Annotated in this window: 9 protein-coding genes; 2 read left to right on the forward strand and 7 right to left on the reverse strand. The window is 63.3% G+C overall.

What is annotated here, in order from left to right:
* Positions 1–60 precede the first annotated feature (60 nt).
* Complete coding sequence (locus Q9Q95_RS01115) at positions 61–4278, reverse strand: RHS repeat domain-containing protein (RefSeq protein WP_306093215.1); 4218 nt, start codon at positions 4276–4278, stop codon at positions 61–63.
* Positions 4279–5646: 1368 nt separating this feature from the next.
* On the opposite strand from Q9Q95_RS01115, the gene Q9Q95_RS01120 reads away from it, so the two are divergent.
* Entirely contained in the window at positions 5647–5853 is a 207-nt protein-coding gene (locus Q9Q95_RS01120; protein WP_306093216.1) for a helix-turn-helix transcriptional regulator, read from the forward strand.
* Positions 5850–6707, forward strand: coding sequence for a hypothetical protein (locus tag Q9Q95_RS01125; protein ID WP_306093217.1), 858 nt, complete (start codon positions 5850–5852; stop codon positions 6705–6707). Before Q9Q95_RS01120 ends, Q9Q95_RS01125 begins: the two co-directional genes overlap by 4 nt.
* 28 nt (positions 6708–6735) lie before the next feature.
* Here the strand turns inward: Q9Q95_RS01125 and Q9Q95_RS01130 are convergent, their stop codons facing one another.
* From Q9Q95_RS01130 to grpE, 6 genes are all read right to left on the reverse strand, one after another.
* Positions 6736–8550, reverse strand: coding sequence for a glycoside hydrolase 43 family protein (locus tag Q9Q95_RS01130; RefSeq protein ID WP_306093218.1), 1815 nt, complete (start codon positions 8548–8550; stop codon positions 6736–6738).
* A gap of 348 nt (positions 8551–8898) precedes the next feature.
* Positions 8899–9282 carry a VOC family protein gene (locus Q9Q95_RS01135; protein WP_306093219.1) on the reverse strand — a complete coding sequence of 128 codons (384 nt, stop codon included), beginning with the start codon at positions 9280–9282 and terminating at the stop codon, positions 8899–8901.
* 13 nt (positions 9283–9295) lie between these two features.
* Complete coding sequence (locus Q9Q95_RS01140) at positions 9296–12043, reverse strand: [protein-PII] uridylyltransferase (RefSeq protein WP_306093220.1); 2748 nt, start codon at positions 12041–12043, stop codon at positions 9296–9298.
* Between the two features lie 190 nt (positions 12044–12233).
* Positions 12234–13043: a ferredoxin--NADP reductase gene (locus Q9Q95_RS01145; RefSeq protein WP_306093609.1), complete on the reverse strand. Its 810-nt coding sequence runs from the start codon at positions 13041–13043 to the stop codon at positions 12234–12236.
* Between the two features lie 42 nt (positions 13044–13085).
* Positions 13086–13484: a hypothetical protein gene (locus tag Q9Q95_RS01150; RefSeq protein ID WP_306093221.1), complete on the reverse strand. Its 399-nt coding sequence runs from the start codon at positions 13482–13484 to the stop codon at positions 13086–13088.
* Positions 13485–13710: 226 nt separating this feature from the next.
* The gene (grpE, locus tag Q9Q95_RS01155; RefSeq protein ID WP_306093222.1) at positions 13711–14277 is read right to left on the reverse strand and encodes a nucleotide exchange factor GrpE; all 567 of its coding nucleotides are present in this window, start codon (positions 14275–14277) and stop codon (positions 13711–13713) included.
* Between the last annotated feature and the right edge of the window lie 13 nt (positions 14278–14290).

The following is a 14290-nucleotide window of genomic DNA, read 5'->3' on the forward strand; positions in this document are numbered from 1 at the left end:
GCAATGCTTACGCTTGCAGCCACAAGAGCTGCGCATCTGAAAAAAAGTACAAGAGTTCTATTATTCGTCATGGGTTTCCGAATTCTCCCTAAGCGGCAATCCGATCTGATCCCTTGCTATATTGTCGTTCTTGATCCCATTCCCCGTTCCTCCGCCAAACATCCTAGGGATCGCGTGAGCGACTAGTTCGTGCATAACTATTTCCGCAGGTGACAGTGCAATCATACGGCCGTTGGCACTCGGCGCGAACGTCGGCTTTCCATCCACCACAACGGTGCGCCCACTAGGTGTAGTACATCCGCCACCGCACTGACGCCTTACATTGAAGGTTTGAACTCTTCCACGCGTTGAATACCTTACACCTTGACTGATTCCTACGTTTAATACCCTTTTATCGGATATCGCTCGGTTTAAGCGGTTAGAATAGTAGGCAGACCCGTTGCGGTTGATCTTCGCCTTGTCATCCACTGTCAATCGGCCATCTTTGTCAAATTTGTACTGTGTCTTTGAAAGAGCATTTACGTACGCTTGGATTGTTGGTCGCTGAGATTCATCTCGCACTACGATCTCGGTTCCACTTGGATCTTTTGCGTTCACCGGATCATTTGCGACATAAGTATATAGATTGACCTGATCGTCATACCCGATCGGGTCCGTCTGGAGAAAGCGACCAAGCGTGGGCGAGTAGATGCGGGCCTTGTAGTAATACATCCCGAGCTCGGGGATCCAGGCCTGGCCGGTATATTGGAACCGGCCGATATTGCGGCCGTCGGGAATGCCATATTCGTCATAGGCATTGGTCTCGATCAGCCTACCCGAGCTGTCGCTGACCGACACGATGGAGCCCAGATGATCGGCGTGAAGCCAGCGGGGCTGCCCGGCCTCGTACCAGACGAGCGGATCATCGTCCCCGGTGCCGTGGACGTAACGGCGCAGCAGATTGCCGCTCGCATCGTACTCGGCAGAGAGTTGATTGCCGTCATAGAGGAACCGCGTGCTCTGGCCATCGCGTCCGGTGACCTGCCAGAGCCGTCCCGTCGGATCGTAGACGAGGTTGGCGCTCGCGGCGCCGGCGACGGTGACGAGACGGTTCTCGGCATCGTAGGTGTAGGACGACGTCCCGTCGGAGGCGAGATTTCCGTTCGCGTCATAACCGAAGGTGACGCCGCCAACTGTGCGATATTGGTTGAGGCCGTTAGCAACATAGGCGCGGCTCAAATTCGCATAGCCGCGAAATGCGTAGGCGGCATTGGATCGCGTGCGCGAGACGATCTGGCTCGCGGCATTGTAGTCGAAGCCAGAGGAAACATGGGGCACGCCCGCCAGGTCGTCCGTGAGGAGCTTCAGGCGGCCGATGCCGTCATAGTCGTAGCGCGATTCCGCGTTGCCTCCACCCTGGGTCTTTCGGCGCCCGACCCCATCGTAGGTGATCGTCGCCAGTACCGATGACGGGTCGCGCACCTCCGTCAGCCGATCGGCGCCGTCATATTCGAAGGTAAAGGCAGTCCCGCCCGGGTGGGACACGCGCGTGCGATTGCCGTTATCATCATATTGATAGCTCAGCGTGCGGCTGACGCCTTCCATCTGCGTGGTGCTCGACAGCATCCGGCCGAAACGATCAAACGCGTTCGTCACCGCGTTCGCCCCGTCCGGCGCGTCGAAGGCCGCGGACAGTTGAAGGCCGCGCACGTCGTAGCGGTAATAAACGTCCCGTGTCGCCGTGCCCGGAGGCTGGGTGCAGGCATAGCCGATGACGCAGGCATCGGGAATGAGCTTGGCTGTCACGCGGTTCAGCGCGTCATACTGGTACTCGATCTTGCGACCGTCGCGCTTCCGCAGGCTCGTGCGATTGCCGTTCGCATCATAGCCATATTCCTCGAAATCATTCTCGTTCGGCGCGCCCGCGACCGTGGGGGACGGAAAGCGCCACTGCTTCAAACGATCGTAGCTATCGTAGACGAAGCCGGCCTTGTTCCCCTTCGCGTCGGTGAGCGACTCGCGCTTTCCGTTCGGCGTGTAGGTGTAGCTGGCGTATATCTGCTCCAGCGGCGTCCCGACACCCCGACGCTCCGACTTCGGCTTCCCGGACTTGTCATATTCGATCGCCGAAATGCGGTCCGGCTCCGAACCTGCCTGAGGGTCCAGGACGCAAGCTTTCATGGGTGCCGCGTCGAAATTGGCGAGGGTCATGCGCGCGGCTTGGCAGGTCTTGCGGCCCAATTTGTCATAGGCCGTGTCCGACACGGTTGCCGTCACGCCCCTGTCGAGGGTCTTCACGCGGACGACGCGGCCATAATCGTCGAAAGACGGCACCACTTCGTTCTCGACTGCGAAATTCTCGGCCTCGATGGAAGTCACGCTGCCCGCCGCGACCCGTTCGGGCCGGTCATCCCTCAGTCGATAGGTCGTACGGCTTGCCGAGCGGGTCCCGTTGCTTGCGAGCGGGCCGATCTCCCACCGCGCACGCCCCAGGCCGTCATATTTCCGATAGGATGCGTCATCCGTGCCCGGCCGCGGGCGATCCACCGACAGGAGGCGTCCGGCGCTGTCATAGGAATAGCGTGTGGAAAGGCTCGTGCCGGTGGAAAGGTCGATGGCGCGCTCGACAGAAACCAGTGCGGTGTCGTTGAAATATTCGAATTCCGTGACGAACGCCCGGTCGGTGCCGCAGCTGTTCTTCTGAGGATCGACCGGATGGTATCCACAAACGGCAACCTTCGATTGCCGGGAGATGCCGGAAGCGCTGGTGGCGTAGTCGATGATGGTCCGCTTGCGAACGCCGTCTTTGTCGGCCGGCTCGTTCATCTCGGTCAATTGCGCCAGCCCGTTATAGCTGTAGTCGGTCTGGGCGAGAGATGCGTCCTTGGTCCACTTCGGAACGTGGCAATCATATCCACCGCTGCAATTCGCCAGATCGTAGAAGGCGCTTTCTACGAGATCGGGGTTGTGCTCAGGGTCCTTCGCCCGCGTGCGTCGCTCGACGATGTTGCCCGCGTCGTCATATGCGATCTTGACCGAGTCTCCTTCCGGGTTGTCGATTTGTTTCACCAATCCGAAATCCGTGTAAAGGAACGCGGTTCTTCGGTTTTCCTCGTCGATGATGCTATCGATATTCTTGCGGGCAATCTGGCCGAACGGACCCAGCTTGTTCGTCAGGTTGTAAGTCTTCACGCCCAGATTCGGGTCGGTTACTTTTACGGCCGTGTATGCGTAATCGAGCCCGACGGCGGTGGGGCTGGTGTATTCATACGACCAGGCGCCATCGTCGATGGTCATGCCCTCGATCAGATTCGCGTCCGCGCGCTTCGTGAACGTCCTCGAAGCCGAGGAATCGTTGGGATAGGTGAAGCTGCCGCTCGACACTTCGATCTGGCCGGCGGCCTGGCAGCCGCAATTGGCAATCGAATAGGAGCGGGAAAGCGATTCTTCTCCCACTTCGGTGATCGTAGCGGTGCCTGAATCGTCGTAGCTATAATTGAACGATCGGAGAGGAGTGCTCTCCTGACCGGTTTTATAGGTGCGGATTGTCTTAACCTGGTTGAACGACATGACGTACGGGTCGTCGCCGCCATATTCGAATTTTATCTCGTAGCCGGCATTGGTGGATACCTTGCCGATCCGATGAGAGGTCTGCGGGCCAATATTCACGGTTTTATAGGCGAAAGTTATCGTTTCGCGATCGGGGTATTCCGCCTTCGATGCGAAAGCTGCCATGCGGGCGTAGCCAGTACTCCAGTTGTCGGGGGCCCTATAGTCGTAATAATTCATCAGATTGAACGTGTACGCAGCGCCAGTAGAGGCGCTAAGATACCTGACGGAGACGGTCTTCGCCGTAAGGTTATTCACGTAAACCAGAGTCGATCCGGTGCCCTCGTTGGACTTGCAATCGCGGTCGTAACAAGAAAACGATTCCGACGCCCCCTTGCCGACATGCACAGAAAACGATGCGACTTCTATCTGAGGCGTGAGGGGAACCGGGATATCGCCGGAAACATAGGGCTGGAAGTCCGTGACCCTGCTGCCTGCGATGCGAGGCGCCGCGGGCACGCCCCAGCCGGGGAGGTTCTGCCTGACCTTGCCGGTCTTGATGTTGACGCCGTTGACATCCTCGGCGACCATCAGTGGCGAGATGATCTTCGGAGCAGCAGGTGCAGTTTGCGCGTGTGCCAGAAACGGCGTCGTCATCGCGCTGACAAGGCAGAAAATGACCGCTACCTGGTGACGCCACGATGTATCTCGCCGCGTTAAACGACCGGCAAACGAGTCTGAAGAACGCACCAAAACCCCCTAGATTCGAAGCTAATTTCGTACGTCGCTGCCGCATCCTTGTCTACTGGTCCATCATCGAAATCGTGACCTCGATCGCACTATCCAGAATCGATTCGTATCCGTAATTCCTGGAAGCGGGCCCATCGTCGCTCTCCGAAATCGCGATACACCTGCACTACTATCGCAAATGAGCATCGGCGTGCTGCGACGGCGGCCCAGAACGCCTCTGTCGAGGCGATGAACTCCGCGGAGATACTCGGGACGCAGGTGGGTGTAGTTTGCGCCGGCGCCTTCCTCGCTGTGGCCGGCGGCCGGGTCGATCTGCGCATCGGGACGCCGAATGCCTGTCAGGTGTGGATGGCACACTCGCGCTGGGTCACTCCGACCAATGTCCCGAGCAGAAGGTGACGGGCGAGGCTTCAAGGCCGAGATCTACACAACCGCTTGGCTGATCGGGAAGTGCGCCCTCCTTGGCAATCGTTGCCTCGCTACAACGCCATTGCCGAGCGCATAGTCGACTGACATCTATACCTGCCGACTCGGGCTGACGCAGGCTTACCAAAGCCAATGGTCAAGCGAAAATGCGACCAACGGAGTTCAAAGTTCAAACTTTTTAAAAAGTCAATTCGTTTCGTAAGCGCAACAATCTAAGGAAACGCTTGGATTTCCGCGGAATTTGGCTTGCGACCTTCCTTACGAATAAGCTTGGCGTGTTGCATTCTGGCAACGCCGCCTGCCTGACTCCTGAATAATGCAATTTGCCCCGTTGATCATCAGAAACTTGCGGCTCATTACAGAATTTCCCCGGCGCCGGGGTGTCACCGCTAGAGAAAGTGAGGTGATGCCTATGTCGGCGGAAAGTTGGGCAATTCTCGCAATGACACTGACAATTTGTCAGGCGATATGCGGACTGGTCCAAGTCAAGCTCGGGTACCTAGGCTTGGCTGAAATGAAACGGCTTCGGAAGCCTGACACTCCCGAAGCCTAGTTCCATGCCACTGGCTCGAGGGGAAACCCTCGGGCCTCTTTTTGCAGGGTGCGCCAAGCAGGCTGCGCTGCGGCGCCTTTCCCCTACTTGTCTAGGAATAATCTCGCAGGACCCCAAACGCAAGCGTCCCGTACGGATCGATCGCGATCCGATACGCCGAGACGATTTGCATACCGCTATCCGCCACGCTGCGTTGTCAGGGACTCGATTCCCCTCAGTTGACCAGCCGCCCTTTCTACTACGGTCCTCCATCGCAAGATCGGGCTGCTGACTCTCAACGTCCGCTGCACGAAGCCGTGTCGCGCCGCTGCAGCTCCTCGCCCCTGTAAAGAGTTCTTGACATGTCCCCGAGTCGCCTGTAAAGAGCTCTTTACAGGCGGAGATGGATTTTGGAAAATCGCTTGAAGGAAATGCGCGAGGGGCGCGGCTGGAGTCAGGGCGAACTGGCCCGGCGGCTCGGCGTGTCGCGACAGACGATCAACGCCGTCGAGACCGACAAATATGATCCCAGCCTGCCGCTGGCGCTGCGCATGGCCAAGCTGTTCGCCGTGGCCGTGCCCGAGCTGTTCGTCGACCATTGGGAACCGGAGGAATGATCGCCATGGCGAATGACAAATCCCTGCCCGCGTGGCGCAATTTCGCGGCGTGGAGCGTCGCGGGAGCGCTTTGCTACATCCTCGCCGCGTCGGGTGCCTCCGCGCTTCTGCACGAGGGCGGCGTGGGCACGATGTTCCGATCGAGAGAGGTCGTAGGGATATTGGGCCTCGGCTTGCTCTTCTCGATGGCGGTGGTCGGGCTGAGCAGCCGGAAGCGGCCGTTCAACCTGCGTACCATCCGCAATTTCGCGGCATCGAGCGCGGTGGCCGTCCTCGCCTGCACGCTCCTCCTGCTAGGCTTCGACGCATTGGCCCGTGCGGGCGCCCTGGAAACGATGGGCGTGTCGGAATGGGTTGCCGCCATCATGGGCTCGACGCTCATCGTCTTCGCTTCGCTCGGCGTCCTTGCGGTGGCGAGCGCGCAGGGCGGCGCCGGTTTCATCGACGATGCGGCCGCCGCCGACGATATGCGCGAACGCGGCCGGCTGTTTCTCTACAGCTTCGTCTGGATGGTTGCGTGCGGCCTGCTGCTGATCGTACTGGCGCTTGCCGGGCCCGAGGGCGTACTGTCCCCCGCGACGGTTCTCGCCGGCGCGCTGGTCCTGATCGCCGTCGCAACCCTGCTGTCGATCGCGGTTTGGCGGCTGCTCGACGAGCTGGGGCGCACCCTGTCGCACGAGGCCGGCAACATGGCCTTCTATCTGATCATCCTGCTCGGCGGCGGCTGGGCGATGCTCGCGCATCTCGGTTTCGTGGCCGGGCCCGCGCCACTCGACTGGCTGAGCCTGTTCGTCGCGCTGATGTTCGTGGCGAGCTTCATCGCGGCGGGCCGGAGGCAATTGCTGACCCGCTGAACGCCGGTTGCCGGCGCGCGCCAGGGCCTCAGCGCGCAACCACCACGACGAACCGTGCATGATCCGCGCGATCGGGACGCGCGCCGGGGCTGGTCGCCGAGACCTGCCCGCTTGCCGGATCCACCGTCAGATAGCGGTTGGTCACCAGCGACATCAGCATCGGCTCGCCATAGATGCTCTCCATCCACTGAAAGGTCTCGCCGGGTCCCGCCGCGCCCGGCTTGACCCAGGCGTCCCCGGTCGCACTGATCGAGACATGCCCGCCGGCAAGAGCGAGCGCCACCCGCCCCTGCCCGCGATCGACCAGCCGGAAACGCGCCGCGCCTTGCTTGCCCGGTCGGGCGACGATCGAACCCTCATGCTCGCCCAGTGACGATTCGGGCGCAGCAAGTGCCAGCGTCACCGACTTTCCGAGCGGGATCGAGTGCATCAGCCCCTTAGGGCTCGGCTCGGCCACGGCGAAGCTGTCGAAATCGGCAAAGCCGCCCGGCCGTCCGCGCTCGTTATACGCGAACAAGGCGTAGCGAATGCCCTGGAAGGTCTTGAGCTGGAACGCCATGACGAACGGCGCGCCGATCGGGGTGAAGGCCTCGCCGTCGAAGCTGTACGCGAACTGCGCCCGCTCGGTCAGATAATCGCATTCGGCGCGCAGCCAGATGCGGTTGCCGGCGAAGGGCACGCGGACTTTCCGGTCGCCGAGCTGGTCGCGGAATTCGATCGTCAGCCCATTGCCCTCGCGCCGCACCCCCAGCGTCCGCCACGGCAGCCCGAGCAGTCCCAGCCCCGCTACGTCGCCGTCGCGCAGCCCCCTGGTCTCGAGCACCGCGACCGGCACCGAACGCGGTCCGATCGCGCGTTGGGTCAGCGAATTGCGCGCGGTCATCAGGTCGGTGGCGGGCAAGGTGTGCAGCCGCAGGAACCCGCGACGCTCGCCCAGCGACCAGCGCCTATCGTCCGGGACATGGTTCCATTGCCAGATGCGGCCGAGCGCCGGCCCGGCAAAGCCGTCGTCGCGGACATAAGGCGCGAACGGCTTCTGATTCACCCCGGTCACCGGCCTGGTCCAGGTCCGCGGCGTCCGGCCGAGATTGCCCGGCAGCCCGAACCAGGGCCAGCCGTCCTGCCACGTCACCGGCGAGAGCGCAGTCAGCCGCCCGAGCGAATTGTAATCGGTCATCGAGAAGCCCCACCATTCCCCCTTCGGCGTCTGGACGAGCCCGCCCTGGTGGAGGACGTTGCGCCCGAGCGCGGTGGTCGGCGGCGCGATATCGAACGGCGGCCTGGGCTCGCCGCGATGGCGATAGCCTTCGGCGCTTCCCCAGCCCTCGTCTAGGCTGATCGCGTGGTTCACTTCATACGGCCCATAGGGTTTGTCGGCGCGCGCCACCGGCATCCGCATCCGCCCCGAGAACCACGCGCTGGTGATGAAATAGCGCCCGTCGACCTTGTAGAGATGCGCGCCCTCGCCCATCCCCTGATCGGCGCGGATGATCACCCGTTCGCTGCCCGGCACCAGATCGTCGAGCGCGGCGTTGAGCTGCGCCATCCGCACTTCGCGATAGCCCCAGACGACATAGACCTTGCCGTCATCGTCGAACAGGACCCCGAGATCGTGAAGCGAGCGCTTCATCGGCGTGCGCGTCCATGGCCCCGCGGGGTTGGTCGCGCGGAAGACCTGGGTGGTATGCCCGTTGACGTTCGAGAAGATGTAGAAAGTGCCGTTATGATAGCGGAAGCTCGGCGCCCAGATGCCCTGCCCGTACATCGATTTGCCGCCCTCGAGCCGCATGTCGGGGCCCAGATCGAGCCGATCGAAGGCATAGCCGAGCAGCTTCCAGTTCACGATCCCGCGAATGGAGGATCGGCAGCCCCGGCATGACGTGCATGGTGGTGCCGGTCAGATAATAATCCTCGCCCACCCGGATCAGGTCGGGGTCGGAGAATTCGTCGTAGAACAGGGGGTTGGTGAAGGTGCCGTCGCCATTGTCGGCAGTCCAGGTCTGCGCGGCGGCGGGGAGCCCGGCCAGGCACAACCACATCGCCATCCACAGCCGCGACGCCCGATGCATGACCTTTCCCCCTCGATAGCTTGGACGCAGCGCTATTGGCGCGGCCGCGAGGCTGTCAAATGAATTGTCCGATTAATTCCATACCCGCCGGTGCATATGGCGCGCGCAAGCCGGAGATGCCCTCAGGCCGCCGGCGGCTCCCACAATTCGATCGGATTGCCTTCGGGATCGTGGATCCGCGCGAAGCGGCCGGTCTCGGGCGTGTCCCATTCGTCCTTGGTGGTGATCGCGATGCCCAGTGCATTGAGCTGTTCGAGCAGTCCATCGAGATCGCGGACGCGGAAGTTGAGCATGACCTGCTTGTCCGCCGCGAAATAGTCCGTCGTCGCCGCGAACGGCGCGAACACCACCGGGCCGGGCTCGGGATACCAGAACCAGTCGCTCGACTCGCCGTTCTCGTCCTTGCCGCAACCGCCGCCGACCCCGAGCGTGTCGCGATACCAGGCGTTGAGCGCCTCGGGATCCCGCGCACGGAAAAACAGCCCGCCCAATCCGATCACCGGCATGCTTGTCCCCTTTTCAGGCGGCCTGAGCGATGTCCTGTCCCGCCGCCGCTTCGAGCAACCGGCGCTCGATCGTCTTCAGTCGCGCCGCGCCTTCGATCTTATCACCGATCAGATCGGTCAGGTAGAAGGTATCGACCGCGCGCTCGCCATAGGTGGCGACATGCGCCGAGTGGATCGTCACCTTCGACTGGAACAGCGCAAATGCGAGGTGGCACAGCAAAGCCGGGCGATCGCGGGCATTGACCTCGATCACCGTGAAGCGGTTCGACGCCTTGTTGTCGATCAGCACGTTCGGTTCGATCGCAAAGGCGTCGGCACGCAGTCGCGGCAAGGGTTTGGTCTTGAGCCGTTCCTGCAGCCGCGAGCGGTTGGCGAGCGAATCGGCGATGCTCGCCTTGATCCGGTTGAGCCGCGCGGCCTCGTCGAACGGCCGGCCCAGCGGGTCCTGGACGAGGAAATTGTCGAGCGCCATGCCGTCGCGCGTGGTGTGGATCCGCGCGTCGATGATGTTGCCGCCGGCGACGTGGATCGCCCCGGCGATGCGGTAGAACAGTCCCGGATGATCCGAGGCGTAGACCGTCACCAGGGTCGCGCCGCGATCGGGATAGACCTGCGCCGCGATCGACAATTGCTCGTCCCCCGCGGCGTCGATCTGGCGGGCATTGCGCTCGAGCACGTCGAGCGGCTCGGCGATCCAGTAGGGCTCGGTCAGCCGCCGCTTGAGAGCCGCCATCCGTTCGTCGCTCCAGCCGAGGATCTCCGCCAGCTCGGCCTGCTTGGCGGCGATGCGCTCGCCCCGGCCCTTCTGCTTGTGGCCGAGCCGCAGCACTTCCTCGGCGGAGTCGAACAGATTGGCGAGCAATTGGCGCTTCCAGCTGTTCCACACGCCGGGGCCCACGGCGCGGATGTCGACGATCGTCAGGATCAGCAGCATGCGCAGCCGCTCGGGGCTCTGCACGTGCGCGGCGAAATCGAGGATGGTCTTGAAGTCGCTGAGGTCGCGCTTGAACGCCGTTGCCGACATCAGCAGATGCCAGCGCACCAGCCATGCCACCGCCTCGGTCTCGGCCGGGCTCAGCCCCAGCCGCGGGCACAGCCGCTCGGCCACTTCGGCACCGAGGATCGAATGGTCGCCACCGCGGCCCTTGGCGATGTCGTGGAGCAGAACCGCGACGAACAAGGCGCGCCGCGACACGATCTGCTCGAAGATGCCGGTGGCGAGCGGATGATCCTCCTTGAGCTCGCCTTTCTCGATCGCGTTGAGCAGCCCGATCGCGCGGATCGAATGCTCGTCGACGGTGTAATGGTGATACATGTCGAACTGCATCTGCGCGACGACGCGGCCGAAATCGGGCACGAAGCGGCCGAACACCCCCGCTTCGTTCATCCAGCGCAGCACCATTTCGGGCGTACGCGGCGAGGTCAGCACATCGAGGAACAGCGCGTTGGCGCGGGCATCCTCGCGGACATCGTCGACCAGCCGCGCGTCGCGCGCGGCGGCGCGCATCGCGGTGGGGTGGATTTCGAGCCCGTGCAGATCGGCGAGCTGGAAGATCTCGACCAATCGGACCGGATCCTCCTGAAAGAAGCTGTCGCGGGGCAGCGCCAGCCGGCTCCGCTCGAGCGTGAAGCCGTTCAATTTGCGTGGGCTCTTGAACAGCCGCGGGAAGCCGAAGCGGCTGCCGCGCGCGGCGAACTTCTCGTCGAGATGCGCGAGGAACACCCCGGTGAGATCGCCCACCACCTTCGCCTGAAGGAAGTAGAAGTGCATGAAGCGCTCGACCTTCGACTTGCCCGGCCGGTCGGCATAGCGCATCCGGCTGGCGATCTCGGGCTGGACGTCGAAGGTGAGCCGATCCTCGGCGCGGCCGGTCAGCAGATGGAGCTGGCAGCGCACCGCCCAGAGGAAATTCTCGGCGCGGCGGAACTGGCGATATTCCTGCGGCGTGAGCAGCCCCGCCTCGACCAGCTCGGCGGGCTCGCGGACATTGTACGCGTACTTCCCGATCCAGAAGAGCGCGTGGAGATCGCGCAAGCCCCCTTTGCCTTCCTTGACGTTGGGCTCGACGACATAGCGGCTGTCGCCCATGCGCTTGTGCCGCGCGTCGCGCTCGGCGAGCTTCTGCGCGATGAAATCGCGCGCGGTGTCGGCCTGGACCTCGGCCTTGAAGCGGCGTGCGGCCTCGTCATAGAGCGCGGTGTCGCCCCAGATGTAGCGTGCCTCGAGCAAGGCGGTGCGCACCGTCACGTCGGCCTTGGCCTGGCGGACCATGTCGTCGAGCGAGCGCGACGAATGGCCGACCTTCAGCTGCATGTCCCACAATGAATAGAGCGTGGATTCGATCACCTGCTCGCACCAGCCGGTCACCTTCCACGGGGTGAGGAAGCCGATGTCGATGTCCGAATGCGGCGCCATCTCGCCGCGGCCATAGCCGCCCACCGCGATCAGGGTCAGCCGCTCCGCCGCGCTGGGATTGTGATTGGGATGCAGCCGCTGGGTGGTGAAGTCCCATAGCAAGCGGAGCAATTGATCGATCAGGAACGCTCCCGCCGCAGCCATCTCGTGCCCGCGCGAGGGATGTTCGGCCAGCCGCCGCGCGATTTCCGCCTGCCCGGCATCGAGCGCGGCCTTGAGTTGGGTGGTGGCGGCGCGGCGCAATTCGCCGGGATCGGATGCTTCCAAGGCCGCGAGCCGTTCGGCGACGGCCCGCCGGTCGATCAGCGCGCGGCGGTTGGGGACGGAATCGAAGCGCGAGGACATGGAGCGGAGATAGGGGACGCGGCGCGATGCGTCACCTGCTCTTGAGGCTCCCCTCCCTGAAAGGGAGGGGCCGGGGGTGGGTGCGCGCCGAAGGCGAGCCCAACGAGACGCTCAGCAGAAAAAGAAAGGCCGGGCATCGGGCCCGGCCTTTTCTACCCACCCCTAACCCCTTCCAGGGAGGGGAATCAGGTCAGCCCACGAAAGCCCGCTCGACCACGAAGGTCCCCGGCTTGGCGTTCGAGCCCTCCTCGAAGCCGTGGCGCTCGAGCATCGCCGAGAAATCCTTGATCATCTCGGTACTGCCGCACAGCATCACCCGGTCGGTCTCCGGATTGAGCGCACGCTCGCCCGAGACCGGCGGGTGGAACAGCCAGCCTTCCTCGATCAGCTGGCCGATCCGCCCGGTGGTGCGGAAGGGCTCGCGGGTCACCGTCGGAATGTAATGGAACTGGAGCAATGCCTGGTCCGCGACCAGCGGATCGCCGGCGAGCTGGGCGGTGAGCTCGTCGTGATACGCCAGGTCGCTCACCCGGCGCGTCGAATGGACGATGACGATCTGGCCGAACGCGTCGTAGATGTCCGGATCGCGTGCGATGCTGAGGAACGGCGCGAGGCCGGTGCCGGTCGACAGCAGGAACAGCCGCCTCCCCGGAAGCAGCGCGTCGGAGACGAGCGTCCCGGTCGGCTTCTTGCCGAGATAGAGCTGATCGCCGGCGCGGATCATCTGCAGCCGCGAGGTCAGCGGACCGTCGGGCACCTTGATCGAGAGGAATTCGAGTTCGTCGGACCAGGTCGGGCTGGCGATCGAATAGGCCCGCATCAGCGGCTTTCCCTCGCCTTCGAGCCCGATCATCACGAACTCGCCCGAGCGGAAGCGGAAGCTCGCCGGGCGTTCGATCGCGAAGCTGAACAGATGCTCGTTCCAGTGCCGCACCCAGCGCACGTTGCAGGTCTGGAAGGCGGCATGCTCGGGAAGCAGCTGGGGCGGGCGGGCGTGCATGTTCATCGAGAAAAACGGTTCCTGAGTCTGTGGATGCTCCGCTCAGGCCGCGAGGGCCTGGGCGATGCGCGTGGCGGCGAACTGGAGCGTGCGCTGTGCCTCGGGCTTCACCAGCGCTTCGACGATGTTCCGGACCACGGTCTCCTGCCCTTTAGCGGCCGCGGCGTGAAGCGCCAGCAACAATGCCTCGTCATCGCCCAAGCTGAGACATCCGACCGTGCGGAATTGCAGCGAGGCAATGCCCTCGCGATCGAGCAGCATCATCGCGATGTTGAAATCGGGCAGGATCGTCGAGAGCCGGCGCGCGGCGAGTGCCGGGCCGAGCGCGGCGCAGGGACAGCGCCCGCCGCGCATCGCGCTGACCCATTGGCGCATCGCCCAGACGAGCAGCGCGTCGCCCGGCACGAGTTCGGACACGGTTCGATCGAGGAACTGATACACGCCGCAACCTCGCAATCGGCCCCAATGCGGGCCGCATTGCGTCTAGCGTTTGATGCGAATGATTAGCAATAGCGAATTTGTGAAACCCTCTCCCATCGGGAGAGGGAGGGAGCCGACGAAGTCGGCGGAAGGGTGAGGGCGAGCAGGATGACCTCGCGACACCCTCACCCTTCCCACTCGCTTCGCGAGCGGGCCCCTTCCCTCTCCCATTGGGAGAGGGAAATTCTTAGTCCGGCTTCTTCGCCACGCCGACCAGAGCTGGGCGGAGCAGCCGATCCTTGATCATATAGCCGGTCTGGATTTCCTGCACGACGCTGCCGGGCTCGGCATCGGCGGTCGGGACTTCCATCATCGCCTGGTGACGATTGGGATCGAGCGGCTCGCCGATCGAAACGATCTTCGAGATGCCGTGGCGCGCGAACACCGAATCGATCTCGCGCCCGGTCGCCTCGAGCCCGACGACCAGCCCCTTCAGTTTCTCGTCCTCGCGCAGATCGGCGGGGATCGCCTGCAGCGCGCGCGAAAGATTGTCGGACACCGACAGGATGTCGCGCGCAAAGGCAGTCGCGGCATAGGCCCGCGCATCCTGCGCTTCCTTCTCGGCGCGGCGACGGACATTCTGGGTCTCCGCCTGCGCATACATCACCGCCGCCTGTGCCTCGGCAAGTTGCGCCGCCAGTTCGGCGACGCGGTCGTGCTCGGCGACTTCGGGAGCCGCCTCGGCGGTTTCCTCGCGCAGATTGGTTTCCGCGTCCTGTACGTCCGCGCTCATCTTCTCATTCTCGTTCGACATGATTCCCTGTTCG

Source organism: Sphingomonas sp. DG1-23 (assembly GCF_030730875.1).
GTDB lineage: Bacteria > Pseudomonadota > Alphaproteobacteria > Sphingomonadales > Sphingomonadaceae > Sphingomonas.